14 protein-coding genes are annotated in these 12,626 nt (G+C 61.2%); 4 read left to right on the top strand and 10 right to left on the bottom strand.

The annotated features are described in order from the left end of the window. Nucleotides 1-7: 7 nt before the first annotated feature. Together upp and ACH6CV_RS15635 are read right to left on the bottom strand one after the other, a co-directional pair. The gene (upp, locus tag ACH6CV_RS15640; RefSeq protein ID WP_456359148.1) at nucleotides 8-637 is read right to left on the bottom strand and encodes a uracil phosphoribosyltransferase; all 630 of its coding nucleotides are present in this window, start codon (nucleotides 635-637) and stop codon (nucleotides 8-10) included. Between the two features lie 144 nt (nucleotides 638-781). Next, on the bottom strand, nucleotides 782-1,090 hold the full coding sequence (locus ACH6CV_RS15635) for a helix-turn-helix domain-containing protein (protein WP_456359147.1): 309 nt from the start codon (nucleotides 1,088-1,090) through the stop codon (nucleotides 782-784). A gap of 157 nt (nucleotides 1,091-1,247) precedes the next feature. Between ACH6CV_RS15635 and ACH6CV_RS15630 the strand changes: the two genes are divergently transcribed. Continuing rightward, nucleotides 1,248-1,589 (top strand): helix-turn-helix domain-containing protein, encoded by a 342-nt coding sequence (locus tag ACH6CV_RS15630; protein WP_456359146.1) that lies wholly within the window; start codon nucleotides 1,248-1,250, stop codon nucleotides 1,587-1,589. A gap of 412 nt (nucleotides 1,590-2,001) precedes the next feature. Here ACH6CV_RS15630 and ACH6CV_RS15625 read toward each other — a convergent pair whose 3' ends face one another. The 4 genes from ACH6CV_RS15625 to ACH6CV_RS15610 form a co-directional block, all read right to left on the bottom strand. Continuing rightward, nucleotides 2,002-3,417 carry a sensor histidine kinase gene (locus tag ACH6CV_RS15625; protein WP_456359145.1) on the bottom strand — a complete coding sequence of 472 codons (1,416 nt, stop codon included), beginning with the start codon at nucleotides 3,415-3,417 and terminating at the stop codon, nucleotides 2,002-2,004. Continuing rightward, nucleotides 3,407-4,090, bottom strand: a complete 684-nt coding sequence (locus tag ACH6CV_RS15620; protein ID WP_456359144.1) for a response regulator transcription factor — start codon at nucleotides 4,088-4,090, stop codon at nucleotides 3,407-3,409. Before ACH6CV_RS15620 ends, ACH6CV_RS15625 begins: the two co-directional genes overlap by 11 nt. A 127-nt stretch (nucleotides 4,091-4,217) precedes the next feature. Beyond that, on the bottom strand, nucleotides 4,218-5,078 hold the full coding sequence (locus ACH6CV_RS15615) for a hypothetical protein (protein WP_456359143.1): 861 nt from the start codon (nucleotides 5,076-5,078) through the stop codon (nucleotides 4,218-4,220). A 335-nt stretch (nucleotides 5,079-5,413) separates the two neighbouring features. Then, entirely contained in the window at nucleotides 5,414-6,400 is a 987-nt protein-coding gene (locus tag ACH6CV_RS15610) for a LacI family DNA-binding transcriptional regulator (RefSeq protein ID WP_456359142.1), read from the bottom strand. Nucleotides 6,401-6,470: 70 nt separating this feature from the next. Here ACH6CV_RS15610 and ACH6CV_RS15605 point away from each other — a divergent pair, with 70 nt between their 5' ends. Together ACH6CV_RS15605 and ACH6CV_RS15600 are read left to right on the top strand one after the other, a co-directional pair. Then, on the top strand, nucleotides 6,471-6,941 hold the full coding sequence (locus ACH6CV_RS15605; RefSeq protein WP_456359141.1) for a hypothetical protein: 471 nt from the start codon (nucleotides 6,471-6,473) through the stop codon (nucleotides 6,939-6,941). Then, nucleotides 6,938-7,924, top strand: a complete 987-nt coding sequence (locus tag ACH6CV_RS15600) for a CehA/McbA family metallohydrolase (RefSeq protein ID WP_456359140.1) — start codon at nucleotides 6,938-6,940, stop codon at nucleotides 7,922-7,924. Before ACH6CV_RS15605 ends, ACH6CV_RS15600 begins: the two co-directional genes overlap by 4 nt. 73 nt (nucleotides 7,925-7,997) lie before the next feature. Here ACH6CV_RS15600 and ACH6CV_RS15595 read toward each other — a convergent pair whose 3' ends face one another. The 4 genes from ACH6CV_RS15595 to ACH6CV_RS15580 all read right to left on the bottom strand — a co-directional run bounded on the left by ACH6CV_RS15595 (nucleotide 7,998) and on the right by ACH6CV_RS15580 (nucleotide 12,121). Then, the gene (locus ACH6CV_RS15595; protein WP_456359139.1) at nucleotides 7,998-8,867 is read right to left on the bottom strand and encodes an ABC transporter permease; all 870 of its coding nucleotides are present in this window, start codon (nucleotides 8,865-8,867) and stop codon (nucleotides 7,998-8,000) included. Nucleotides 8,868-9,115: 248 nt separating this feature from the next. Then, a complete protein-coding gene (locus tag ACH6CV_RS15590; protein ID WP_456359138.1) occupies nucleotides 9,116-10,252 on the bottom strand; it encodes an extracellular solute-binding protein in 1,137 nt (378 codons plus the stop codon). Between the two features lie 20 nt (nucleotides 10,253-10,272). Further along, nucleotides 10,273-11,262: an ABC transporter ATP-binding protein gene (locus ACH6CV_RS15585; RefSeq protein WP_456359137.1), complete on the bottom strand. Its 990-nt coding sequence runs from the start codon at nucleotides 11,260-11,262 to the stop codon at nucleotides 10,273-10,275. A gap of 16 nt (nucleotides 11,263-11,278) precedes the next feature. After that, entirely contained in the window at nucleotides 11,279-12,121 is an 843-nt protein-coding gene (locus ACH6CV_RS15580) for an ABC transporter permease (RefSeq protein ID WP_456359136.1), read from the bottom strand. Nucleotides 12,122-12,343: 222 nt separating this feature from the next. On the opposite strand from ACH6CV_RS15580, the gene ACH6CV_RS15575 reads away from it, so the two are divergent. Further along, a partial coding sequence (locus tag ACH6CV_RS15575) for a hypothetical protein (RefSeq protein ID WP_456359135.1) occupies nucleotides 12,344-12,626 on the top strand: 283 nt, incomplete at its 3' end.

The raw sequence follows: 12,626 nt of genomic DNA, 5'->3' as shown, positions 1-12,626 counted from the left end.
GTGGCGGTTATTTTGTCCCAAAGATACGGTCGCCCGCGTCGCCGAGCCCCGGCACGATGTAGCCGTGGTCGTTGAGCTTCTCGTCGATCGCGCCGATGTAGATGTCCACTTCGGGATGCGCCGCTTGCACCGCCTTGATGCCCTCGGGCGCGCCGATCAGGCACATCAGCTTGATCGAGGTGCAGCCGCGCGCCTTCAAAAAGCCGATCGCCGCCACCGACGAACCGCCGGTCGCCAGCATCGGATCGACCACGATCAACTCGCGTTCCTCGACGTCGGGCGGCAGCTTGCAGTAGTACTCGACGGGCTTGAGCGTCTGCGGGTCGCGGTACAGCCCGATGTGACCCACCTTGGCGGCCGGCACCAGCTTCATGATGCCGTCCACCATGCCGAGGCCCGCGCGCAGGATGGGCACCACGCCCAGCTTCTTGCCGCTCAAAACCTTCGTTGTGCACTTGCAAATCGGGGTCTCTATTTCGATTTCCTTGAGCGGAAGATCGCGCGTGACCTCGTAGGCCATCAACATGGAAATCTCTCCGAGCAGTTCCCGAAAGTCCTTGGTGCCGGTGTTGACGTCGCGCATCAGCGAAATCTTGTGCTGAATCAGCGGATGTTTGATCTCGTATACCCTGCTCATTGGTACCCCTCCCGACGGTGCGGAATCCCTGTCCGCATATCCAATTACATATTATATACAAACTCGGCGGAAAGATCAACCAGAAAAAAAGGGGGATTGGTGATATTGGGGATCGAGGGTATATCCCAATATCGGTCCGCCCCGCTATTGAGCCGGCCCCGCCTTGACGCCCAGCAGCGCGTGGAGCGGGGCGAGCGCGCGCAGGATGTCGCCATGGTCGTATACCGGGACGGGTGTGCCATGGCAAAACGTGGGCATCAGGCGGTCGATCGGCGCGTCGAGCGCAAACGCCAGCCGCGCCAGCGTTTCGATGGACAGCTTGCGCGTGCCCCGCTCAATGTGTCCCAGAAAGGAAACCGATATCCCCGCCTTCCCCGCCAGCTCCGTCTGCGTCCATCGGCGCGCCTTGCGCAGCGTTCGAACGCGCGCGCCCAATTCGGTGTAGATGTCCATCGCTACCGTTCCCTCCGACTCAGTTTATAAGCATAATTTACATTGAATAATAGCATATCTAATTGCTATATTCAATAATTTCTACCACTTAAATTGATGATGCCGCGGTTTCCGGTATGATTCAAGAGGAAACAATGAAGTCGGAAAGGTGAGCGTTTTGTTTCGCTATCGAATCAGGAGCTTGCGCGAGGAGCGCGGCGTTTCGCAGGCGCAGTTGGCGAGAATTGCGCAAGTCAACCAATCGTCCGTCGCCAATTGGGAAAGCGGGAAGGCCACGCCCCGATACAGCGTGCTGCTCAAAATTTCCAATTATTTCAAGGTGTCGCTCGATTATCTGGCCGGGCGCTCCGACGTGCGCGAAGTGCTCACCTGCGAAACCGTCGGCTTCAAGACCTCCGAACACGAGCGGGCCATCGTCGAATCCTACCGCAGGCTCACCCCGCGCGAGCAGTCCATGGTGTGCAAGCAGCTCGACGTACAGCCGCCGGTAAGGCGGTAGCGCAGGAGTTGCCGGATCCGGTGGCTGTACCGGGTCGCTGGAGAGCGCGTCGGCGCTGACGCCGTTAAGCGCAAATGCGGCTGACCAAAGAAGCGGTACGCAGGAGAACCATGCGCAGTCGGGCGTGGCTAAGGCTGATGGGGCTGCAGCGATGCCTGAAGCAGGGTTATGCGGGAAGCCTGCATGGATCGTGGAGCGACGTTCCTCGGGGGGCACGGCGAAAAACCGCCGTCAGATTCGCGGCAGATCGGATGGCAGGCGCTGTTTGCGGGGAAAACCGCGATGGCCGTATGTATATCCCGGGCGAAGCGCGGCATGCCGGCAGCGCCTTTTTATCGGCCGCCCTCCGCCTAAGTCCGAATATATTCATTATCGATACCTATATTACTACAAAGCGAATAATAATGCAAGATCATCGCATCAGTTCAAGCCAAAACGTGCTCCCCTGGCCCAGGCGGCTCTCAACGCCATACCTGGCTGCGTGCATGTCGAGAATCCCCTTCACGATCGAAAGTCCAAGCCCCGTGCCCGCCTTGTCGCGCACGTGTTCCTTGGCCTTGTAATAGCGCTCCCAGATCCTGGGCAGCTCTGCCTCCGAGATGCCCTCGCCGTGGTCGCTGACCTCGACGCGCACCGCGTCTTTGAGGCCCTTTGCGCGCACCAGCACCTGCCTGTCCGCGCCGGCGTAGTTCATCGCGTTTCCGATCAGGTTGTACAGCACCTGTTCGATCCGGCGGCCTTCGGCCCGCACCATCAGATCCGGGTCGATCTCGGCTTGGAATGAATACCCTTCCTTGGAGAACAGAGGCTCGAATCTGGACATCACGCGTTCGACAGCCGAGCCCACATCTACCTGCTCCAGGATCAGCGCCGCGCCGCCCGATTGCACCTCGCCGAGCGATAGGATGTCGTTGACCAGTTTCGTCAGCCGGTCCGCCTCGGCCGCAATGACGTCGAGGTGGGCCTCTCGCTTCGCCTTATTGTCCCCGCTGATGTCGTGGATCAGCTCTGCATATGCCTTAATCATCGTCAGCGGCGTCTTCAGATCGTGCGATACGTTCGCGATCAGCTCGCGCCGGAGACCCTCGACATTGCCCAGCTCACGGCTCGCATAGGTCAGCGTATCCGAGAGCCGGTCCAACTCGGAGCAAAATCCCCTGTCGAAGGATTCCGGAAATTTCGCCTCTGCCAGGCGTTCCGCCTGTTTTGTAATCGCGGCGACAGGCCGCGTAAACTTGCGCGAGATGAAAAACGCAATAATCAGACCCATGACGAGCGCCACGATGCTGACATACCACAATTGGCGGCGCAGGATTCCAATCGTCATACCGAGGGGGGCGAGCGGTGTGGAGATGTACAGCACCGCGTTGTCCAGCGCCACGCCGATCACCAGCGTCCTTGCGTCTGAGGCGCTCGATCCCAGCGTGTACTTCACACGCCCGTCCGCGCTCTGGTTGAGGCGCGCGATAAAGTCCGGGTAGTCCGTGGGCAGCATGCGCATCATGCCGCCGCGGCCTCTGCGCTCACCCCTGGCGCGCGTTCTCATGTGCTCGTCGGTTGTGTAGGATACGACGCCATTCGCATCGATCAGGTACACGAGGATGCTGTTCTCGTATGCCGCCTGGTCGAGCAGGCTCTCAAAATCGGATACGTTCCGCGCCGCCGCCAGTTCGGTCGCCACGCGCTCCAGCGCTTGGGTCGCCATGCCCTCGTACAGGCTTTGCAGAAACACCGTCTGCAATAGCCACAGAAGGCAGAGGATCGTCGCCGCAAACGCCGTGAAGTACGCAAACAGCTTGACGCCAATCGAACGCCTGTCAAACCTCAAATTTGTATCCCACCCCTCGGAGCGTGACGATGTAGTCCCGGTACGGGCCCAGGTTCCCGCGCAGCAGCTTTACCTGCGCGTCCACGGTTCGGTCGTCGCCGTAGTAGTCGTAGCCCCAAACGGCGCTCAGAATCTGCTCTCGCGTCAGCGCGATCCCCTTGTTCTGGACGAGGTAGATTAAAAGGTCGTATTCCTTCGGCGTCAGATCGGCTTTCTGGCCGCCAACCGACACGCTGCGGCCGAGCGTGTCAATGCGCAGGCCTTGAAACGCGAGAACCCCCGCGCCCTCTTCCTTATTCGCGCATCCCGCCGCAGCCTGATGCCGCTTGACGATCACATGGATGCGTGCCATCAGCTCCTTGGGCGAGAACGGCTTGACGACGTAGTCGTCCGCTCCCATTTCAAACCCGAACAGCTTGTCGTACTCTTCGCCCCGCGCACTGAGCATCAGGACGGGGATATCCTTTTCTTTCCGGATCTGCTTGGACGCCGAGAATCCGTCCAGGCGCGGCATCATCGCGTCCATGATTACGATATCGTAGTCGTTCGCGCGGCACATTTCCACCGCTTCCATGCCGTCCCGCGCTTCGTCGGCTTCGAAACCCTCAAATTCCACATATTCTCGAATGACCGTCCGGATGCCGGGCTCGTCGTCCACGATCAGAACCTTCATTTCGAAGCGCCCCCTAAAAAGGATTGATGGGAGAATTATAACACGGCTCAGCGTTCCGGGCAATGAAGCAGGGGATGAAGGCAGGGCGGGGATACTCCCGCCCTGACCTCGCATACCGGCTTGCCGGTCAGTTCCGGCCGCCCTTTCTGCCCATCATGTGGTTGGAATCGGTATTCCGGGCATTGGAACGACCGCGTCCGCCGCCTCGCGTACCCGAGCCGAACCTGGCGCCTGTTGCGCCCTCGTTCATCCCGGCCATGCACATGCCGCCCCTGATGCCCATGCCGCCCCTGCCCATGTTGGTCATGCCCGCGTCGCGCAGCGAGCCGTTCAACGTCCGCCGCGCCTGCCGAAGCGTCGCGATGGCGTTCTGAATGGTGGAATTGGTATTCGCGTTCTGGGCGATCTTTATCCACAGGTCGCTCTGGCCTTGAGCGCTCAGCGCGTCCGCCTGCGCCTGGGTCAGCTGGCCCGCATCCGCGAGATCCTGCATGGCCGCCCTGCGGTCGTCGCCGGACTTGGCGTTGGCTTCGTAGAAAGCCTTATACTGCTCGGCAGTCCAGGCACTCTGATCGAGCTCGGCGAGTGACTTGCACGAGGCGCGCTGCGCCATGTACGCATCCACGTCCGCCTGGTTCACGATACCGGCGGTTATCAGGTCGGCCAGCACCGCATCCTCGACCTGCTCATACAGCGATAACGCGCTGTCGTAGGCGGCCTTCTGTTCGTCAGTCAGTGAACCGGTGTCAAGGCCATAGCCGCAACCGCAGTAGCCCATACCGTAGCCGTCGGCCACGCCGCGGCCGTACTTCCTGCCATAAGCGACCGCGCCGGTATCGTCGGCTGCCGCCAACATGGCCGCGTCCGATGGGTCCGTCGTCTGATTCGCAGCCTCGGCCAGTGCCGCAATCGGGAGCGCTACCGCCAGCGCCAGCGCGCACATCACGACCAGGCGCTTCATTCCGTTGTTGAAAGATCCCTTCTTCATGGTTGTCATCTCCTGTCTTTTAATTCCACGCGTTGGTGGATGCGCTCAGTATAGCGTGCTTATATGACTGGAGCATGAAAGGCGGTGGCAAGCTGCATGAAAAGCGCATGATTCCCATCGCTTTGCGGCACCTTCCGTACGGCAAAGGCGAAGCGATGGGGCGATCCATTCAAGGCCATCCAGGTTTCATTCAGGTTACATTGGGCGCGCGCTTGATTTCTTTGCATCCGTCTTGTATCATAATCATGGGATGCATATCTCTTGGCCCTATAACAAAGGAGGCCGCCGCCGGGCAATCGCCCGGGACCGCGGCCCGGGGTGTGAAACCGCCGTCCTCACAGCTTTCGGCAGCTTTCCCGAATGGCAATGGTGTGGGGCAGCGTGATGCTCTCCACATTCTGGCCGCCCGGCTCCAACAGCTTGTCGATACTGCGGCGGGCGATTTGTTCCACCGGCTGGGCGACGGTGCTCAGCGCGGGGCGGGTTTCCAAAGCCTGGCTGCCGTTGTCAAAGCCGAGCACCGAAATATCGTCCGGTGTCTTCACGCCGTGGTCATGCAGGCAGGCCATTGCCCCGGCGGCCATTTCATCGCTGAAGACAAAGGCCGCCGTAATGCCAAGGTTGCGCCCCAGCAGGGTTTCCATCCCACGGTAGCCATCCTCAAAGGAGTACCATGCGTAGGCGATGTTTTCCTCCGGCAGGGCCAGACCGGCGTCGGCCAACGCCTTCCTGCAGCCCATGATGCGCTGGGAACCCGAACCGATGGCTTCCGCCTTGTCGGAGATGATGCCGATGTTGCGGTGGCCCAGCCGGAGCAGGTAGTTGGCGCCGTCATAGGCGGCCGCCAGATCGTCGATGCGTACGGAAGACACCTGCCGGGTGGCGGACAGGCCGCTGCATACCACGAGGGGAATCCGCAGATCCGACAGGCTCTTGTAAAACAGGGTGTCGCCGCCTTCGTGCAGCAGCACGACGCCGGCCGGTGACAGCGCCCGGATCCGGGTCAGGCACACGCTGGGCTCCTGCTTCTCATGATAGCACAGGATCAGCATGGATCGTTCCAATTCGTCGCAATACTTTTGCAGTTCCGAAAGGATATCAAGTTGGAAGCGATGGTGCAGATACGGGATGACGGTTACAATGGGCTCCAGCAGCCCGCTTTTGCGCCGCTGATATTTGGCGGAGGGTTGGTAGCCGGTCTTCTGTACGCTCCTGCGGATCCGCTCGTTGAGCTCGGGGCTCATGGAGGCGCTGCCGCTGAAATACCTGGAGATGGTGGCCGGCGAGACGTCGCAGTACGCCGCGAATTCCCGTATGTTCATGCTGATTCCCACCTTTGAATGGTTGCCGGGCCATTGCCCGCTTACGCGGAAAGAATAGGAGGCAAACCATATGATTGTACTCGATCAAACGCTTCTTTTCCACCTTGAGGACGATAAAACCAACCGCGGCGTCGAATTTTTTCTTCCGGAGGATTGCCGCGCGCTCCGGTTCGAGTGCGAGTATAGCCCCAAGTTCATTGAGGACACGGCGCTCTCGCTGCGGGCCGTTCGGGCCAGCATCGGCCGGTATGTGCCCCGCTACCAGCTGCCGCAGTACGCCCAAAACCTGAAGATGGGCGAAACCCTGGTCAACCTGCTCACCTTTTCGCTGGACCATGAGGGGATCTACCTGGGCTGCGCCCACCGCCATGCGGCGCATCAAGTCCACACGCTCTCGGCGGCAGGTTCTTCGCCCGGCTTCGTGCGTCACGGGGCCACCGCCGGCCACTGGCGGGCGGTGATAAACGTCCACTCCATCACTTCGCCCGAGGTCGCCTACCGTCTGATCGTCAGCGCGCTGCGGGAGGGAGAAAATCCATGATCGCGTACAAATCGCTTGAGATGCACTCGCATACGCTGCACAGCGACGGGACGTTCACCGTGGAGGCGCTTTGCCGCGCCTGCAAGGCGAGAGAATTGGACGGCGTCGCGCTGACGGACCACAACACCATGTCGGGCTGGGAAGATCTCCTCCCCTCGCTGGAGGCCGAGACCCTGCCGGTGGTCAGGGGCATCGAGTGGACCACCTTTTACGGGCACATGCTGGTGCTGGGCGCCGACGAATACGTGGACTGGCGGCTCGCGACCCCCGACACCATCGACGACTGCGCCCGCGCCGTCCATGCGGCGAACGGCGTGGTGGGCATTGCGCACCCCTACGCGCTGGGCAGCCCTTTCTGCACCGGCTGCCACTGGGAGTTCAACGTCAGGGACTGGCGGAACGTGGACTACGTGGAGGTCTGGTCGGAGCAGTTCCCGGTCCTCAACCCCATCAATGAACTCGCCCTCCAGTTCTGGACGGATCTTTTGAACCGCGGCCACAGGCTGGCGGCCGCCAACGGGCGGGACTGGCACGGCCGCGACGCGGAAAGGTTCCACATGCCGGTGACCTATCTGGGCGTGGAGGGCGGCGTGGTGAATACGCGCACCGCCCGGGACGCCCTGCGCGCGGGGCGCACCTACGTGACGAGCGGGCCGGCCCTTTCCCTCGCGGCGGAGCAGAAGGGCCGCGCGTTCGGCCTGGGCGAGAGCCTCCGCCCGGGCGACGCGAACCTGCGCTGGGCGCTGGATACCACCGCCCGCGCCGCCCAGTGGGAGGGCTTCGGCATCGTCCCCCGGGAGATCGCGCTGGTGCAAAACGGCGCGCCTGTAGCCGCGGCTCCTTGCGGGGGCGCGCCCGTGGAGCGCGGCGGCTTTACGCTTCCGCTCTGGCCGGGTTGGCTCAGGCTGGAGGTTCTGGGCGACTACATGGGCAAGACCGGCCAACTGCTGGCCTTCACGAGTCCGATCTACGTGGACGGATGAGCCAATGCCCGCCGAGCGGGCGGGCACGCCGCCCGCCTGAGCGCCTCCGCGCCCTTCGGGGACGGCGGGGGCCTTATTGTTTTTCCCAGGCCCGCTCCTTCAGATTGGTGTAGATGTACACCACCGCGGAGACGGAGCAGATCAGGAACATGATGACCGACACGGCGGCCGCACGCTCCATGTTGCCGTACCTCGTAAACTGATCGAACAGCGAGATGCCGAGCATCTTGGGGGTGGTGGAGCCCATGATGAGGTATGCGGTGGTGAAGGTGCCCACGTTCCCCATGAACACGAAGGTGGCGGCCACCATCACGTCCTTAACGGACATCGGCAGGATCATGCTGACGAACACCTTCAGGCGGCTTGCGCCCACGTCCCGGGCGCTTTCAATCACCGAATCCGGGATTCCGGACAGCGCCGAGGCGATCAGCATCGCCGAGAAGGGGATGTTAAACCACAGATTCATCAGGATGAGGCCGTTGGTGTTGAACATCAGCGCAGGCCGGAAGTCCTGCCCGAACAAGAGCGACGCCCGGTTAAGGACGCCGGTATCCTTGATGACGACCATGACGGCGTAGACGGCGACCATGCCGGGAATAAACCGGGGGATGAGGTAGAGCTTGCCGATCAGGCGGCTCGTCCCGGTCTTCACAAACCGGAGGTAGAGGGCGAGCGCGTAGGCGATGACGGTGGAGAGCAGCGCCGTCACCACCACCACGTAGAAGGTGTACAGGATGTTGGCCTGCTCCCGCGGCGTGGTGAAAAAGTAGATATAGTTCTCCAGCGTGAAGCCGGCCTGCCCCTTCACCGTGAAGGAGCGGATCACCGAGTTCACGATGGGGTAGGCCACGATGGCCATGACGACGAAGAAAGCCGGGAGCACCAGGGCATAGGCCGCGAGGAGGTTTTTCACTCTCTTTTTCCGGGCGCGGCTCATGGGCATGCTTGTTCCTCCTCACCGGCCCCGCTTGGGGGCGTCCTTGGGGAAAAGGCGGGCGTCGGAACCGACGCCCGCCTTTTCGGTTCTCTTAGGAAAGCGCTGATTAAAGCACGCGTGCGATGGCGAGGGGAATTTTTGCCGGATTGGGCTTGCAAAATCCGAAGGCGTAGCAGCGCTACGTCGAGGATTCTGCGGGCCCGAGCTGGCGAAAATGCAACCGCCACCGCGCGTGGGATTTGATCAGCGGTTACCTAGGAAAGCGTCGCGATCTCCTCTTCCCAGCGCATGTTGAACTTCACGTACAGTTCGCCGATGCTCTGGGTGCGGAACTTGCTCACGTCCAGTTCCGCCACCAGCGCGGCGGCTTCGTCGTCCACATGAATCAGCGGGATGGCGGCGATCATCTGGAGTTGCAGCAGCTGCGCCTCGGGCGACAGCACGAAGTTCATGAAATCATGCGCGCCGTCGGGGTTCGAGCCGAAGGTGGGGATGGCCAGCGTGTTGACCGCGCCCGTGAGGGACGGCTCGATCTGGTAGATCTTGGTCGTGGCCGGCAGCACGCCCTGCTGTATCTGGGAGATGGCCATGTCCGCCCAGATGGGGCAGATGTCGATCTGACCTTCCGCCAGCAGATCCAGCGAGCCCTGGTTCTTGTTGGGGTACACCACGCGGCCGCCGCTCTGGTACAGGTTCGGGTGGATTTCCGCCAGGTACTTGAAGCCCGCGTCCCACTGCTCCGTCCACTTGGCGTCGTCGCTCATCAGCGCCTCTTCGGGCAACAGGTCGTACACGCTGGTGCGGGCAAAGCTGTCGCCCGCGCCGCCGGTGCCGGGTGTGTTGTAGGTGAACCGACCGGGGTGATCCTTGATCCACTGCGTGAGTTCGGCGCGGGTCTTGGGCGGCTGCGGCACGGCCTCGGAGTTGTAGGCCATGACCACGGTGGTGCCGCGGTAGGGCATGAAGAACTCGGCGCCGATGGGCGGGCGCGCGCTGACGTTGGCCAGGTTCGGGATCTTGGCCGCGTCGTAGGGCATCATCAGCTCGGGCGCTTCGCCCAGGAGGCGGGCGGTCTGGTCGTCGCCCAGCTCCACCAGGTCGAAGTCGGTGTTCGTCTGGCCCGCGCCGACGGCGGCCAGGAGCTTGTCGTCGATGGTCTGGCCGCCGGCGCCGGCGGGCAGGAACTGCAGGATCGCGGTGTGGCCGTTGGGGTTGTACTCGGCGCTGGAATTGAAGACCTCGATCCATTTTTCAAACAGGATGCGCATGTTGTCCGATGCGGCGACCCAGATGTTCAGGTTCTTGCCCTCCGCGACGGCGACGCCGCCGAAAGCGCTCGCGAACCCCAGGGCCAGAGTCAGGCTCAGAACCAATGCCAGTGTCCTCTTCATTTGCACCTCTTCCTTTCTTTTTACCGTGTCTTCCGGAATGTCTTCCCGGTGGTATAGCTAAGGGAAACCGCGTCCCCTATACCCCAATTCTGGAAATCCTCGCGCTGGACGAAGCACTTCACGACGCTGTCGCCTACCTGCACATTCATCTCGATGAAGTGGCCCAGCACCATGACGGTGCGCACGAAACCATCCATCCGCCCCTTGCCCGCGCCCGAAACCACGGTGATGCTCTCGGGGCGGATGGCTTGCAGCGTTTCTCCGTCCTCGATGAAGTTCATCTCGCCTATGAAGTCGGCCACGTAGCGGGTTTGAGGGTTGTCGTAGATCTCGGTGGGGCTGCCGACCTGCTCGAACACGCCCTTATTCATCACGACGATGCGATGGGAGATGGCCATGGCCTCCTCCTGATCGTGGGTAACGAAGACCACGGTGATCCCAAGCTCGGTCTGAATGCGCACCAGCTCTTCCCGCATCTGGCCGCGAATCTTGGCGTCCAGCGCGGAGAAGGGCTCGTCCAGCAGCAGCACCTCAGGCTTGAGCAACAGGCTGCGGGCGATGGCGATGCGCTGTTGCTGCCCGCCGGAAAGCTGCGCGGGGTATTTTTTCTCCGAGCCGGACATGCTCACCAGCTTCAGCATCGCCTCGATCCTGCTCGCGATCTCGCCCTTGGGGATCTTGCGCAGCTTGAGGCCGAAGGCCAGATTCTCATAAACAGGCATGTGGGGCCAGAGGTTGTAGCTCTGAAACACCATCGCGGTCGGGCGCTTTTCAGGGGGCAGGTCGGCGATGCTTTGGCCGTTGATGGTGATATCGCCGCTGTCGATGTCGAGAAACCCGCCGATGGTGCGCAGGATGGTGGTCTTCCCACAGCCCGAAGGCCCCAGCATCGTCACGATCTCGCCGGGGTAGACCTCGAGGTTGATGTGCTCCACGCCGTCGCCGTTCGAGTACTTCTTGGTCATATCGATGATGCGCAGCTTGGGCGCGGGCATCGCTTTTTCCGCCATAATCCTCATCCTTCGCTTATTTCAGTTTGAAGCCGCTGGAGATGGCCTCCGGGCCCACGTACCGCCTGAGGAGCACCAGCAAAACGACCGTGGGAATGATCATCATCAGCGCGTACACGGCGGCCGCCATCACGTTATAGTCGGAAATGACCGTGTACATCATCACCGGCATGGTCTGAAACTGCGGAATGCCCACCAGCAGCGTGCCCTGCGCCTCGTCCATCGAGCCCAGGAACGTGTAGATGGACGCCACCGCGATGCCCGGCATGGCCATCGGCATCGTGACCCGGAAAAAGGTGCGCAACGGCCCCGCGCCCGAGTCCCGGGCCGCTTCCTCCTGCTGCCGGTGCACGCTGCTGAAGCTGCCCGTCGGAATCCACACCATGAACATCATCGTATTAATCATGTGGATGATGACCACACCCGGGAATGTGCCCATCAGATTCAGCTTGTAGTACATGATGCCGATCGATGTGTACAGGCCGATCTTCGGAAAGGCGTTGGTGAGCAGGAAGGAGAACATCACCAACCGGCGGCCGGGGAATTTGAACCGCGCCAGCCCGTAGGCCGCCGGAAGGCATAGCGCCAGCGACAGAATCGTGGTGGCCAAGGCAAACATGAAACTCTGCCCGACGGCGCTGACCAGCGTCTTCTGGGAGGTTACGAAGGCCCACCACTTGAAGCCGAAGCTGGCCGGTATCAGGTCGGGGTAGTTGTACATCTGCGCGAAAGCCAGCATCAGAAGATTCGTCAGCGGCCCGTAGAAAAACAGCAAAAATACAGCCAGAATTACGAAGTCAAAGAACTTCTTTCTGCCCACTGCCCGGCAGTGGTTCCAAGGATTCAGCATTCTAAACATGCGGCCCTCGAATTCTTGATTTCATATAGGTTTCTGAAACTTTCTCGCAAAACGCCTTGTGTTTCATATCATAGCACGAAAGATTAACCGGCGCAACCGGTTTTGGCCGATCAGTAAAGCTTTTGATAATATGCATAAGTTACGGCATAATAATAGTCGTCAATGCCCAAATATTCCAATGGCGGCACTGCAAAATGCACGATTACTGCGTCCGGATGTTAATTGGGCGTCGCGGTGCAGCCGTTCGGCCCCGCCAAGCGAGGCCGATTTTCATCTTGCCATTCCAAGCCGATGAAGCAACACGGTGCTCATCAGGATCGGGCGATGTTTCACAATCTGTTTCAAGAAACACACCCGACAGGTTTCGACGACTGTCTCAACGTCGGCCGCCGCATGCCGCGCGGCCGGGCAATGCCTGCAAAACCTGTCGGAAGCGACGCAATCAGCCGGCGACGCACCCGGAAGACAGGTGCGAACGATGGGCCATGCGAAGAAGATCATGGGG

Source organism: Anaerozeibacter quisquiliarum, assembly GCF_051162045.1.
GTDB lineage: Bacteria > Bacillota > Clostridia > Christensenellales > Aristaeellaceae > Anaerozeibacter > Anaerozeibacter quisquiliarum.
This window is presented reverse-complemented; position numbering and strand designations above follow the sequence as displayed.

Bases quoted from the DNA above. Each gene is read 5' to 3' on its own strand.
- upp (WP_456359148.1), bottom strand. From the start codon at position 637: ATGAGCAGGGTATACGAGATCAAACATCCGCTGATTCAGCACAAGATT.
- ACH6CV_RS15635 (WP_456359147.1), bottom strand. From the start codon at position 1,090: ATGGACATCTACACCGAATTGGGCGCGCGCGTTCGAACGCTGCGCAAG.
- ACH6CV_RS15620 (WP_456359144.1), bottom strand. From the start codon at position 4,090: ATGAAGGTTCTGATCGTGGACGACGAGCCCGGCATCCGGACGGTCATT.
- ACH6CV_RS15615 (WP_456359143.1), bottom strand. From the start codon at position 5,078: ATGAAGAAGGGATCTTTCAACAACGGAATGAAGCGCCTGGTCGTGATG.
- ACH6CV_RS15610 (WP_456359142.1), bottom strand. From the start codon at position 6,400: ATGAACATACGGGAATTCGCGGCGTACTGCGACGTCTCGCCGGCCACC.
- ACH6CV_RS15605 (WP_456359141.1), top strand. From the start codon at position 6,471: ATGATTGTACTCGATCAAACGCTTCTTTTCCACCTTGAGGACGATAAA.
- ACH6CV_RS15600 (WP_456359140.1), top strand. From the start codon at position 6,938: ATGATCGCGTACAAATCGCTTGAGATGCACTCGCATACGCTGCACAGC.
- ACH6CV_RS15595 (WP_456359139.1), bottom strand. From the start codon at position 8,867: ATGCCCATGAGCCGCGCCCGGAAAAAGAGAGTGAAAAACCTCCTCGCG.
- ACH6CV_RS15590 (WP_456359138.1), bottom strand. From the start codon at position 10,252: ATGAAGAGGACACTGGCATTGGTTCTGAGCCTGACTCTGGCCCTGGGG.
- ACH6CV_RS15585 (WP_456359137.1), bottom strand. From the start codon at position 11,262: ATGGCGGAAAAAGCGATGCCCGCGCCCAAGCTGCGCATCATCGATATG.
- ACH6CV_RS15580 (WP_456359136.1), bottom strand. From the start codon at position 12,121: ATGTTTAGAATGCTGAATCCTTGGAACCACTGCCGGGCAGTGGGCAGA.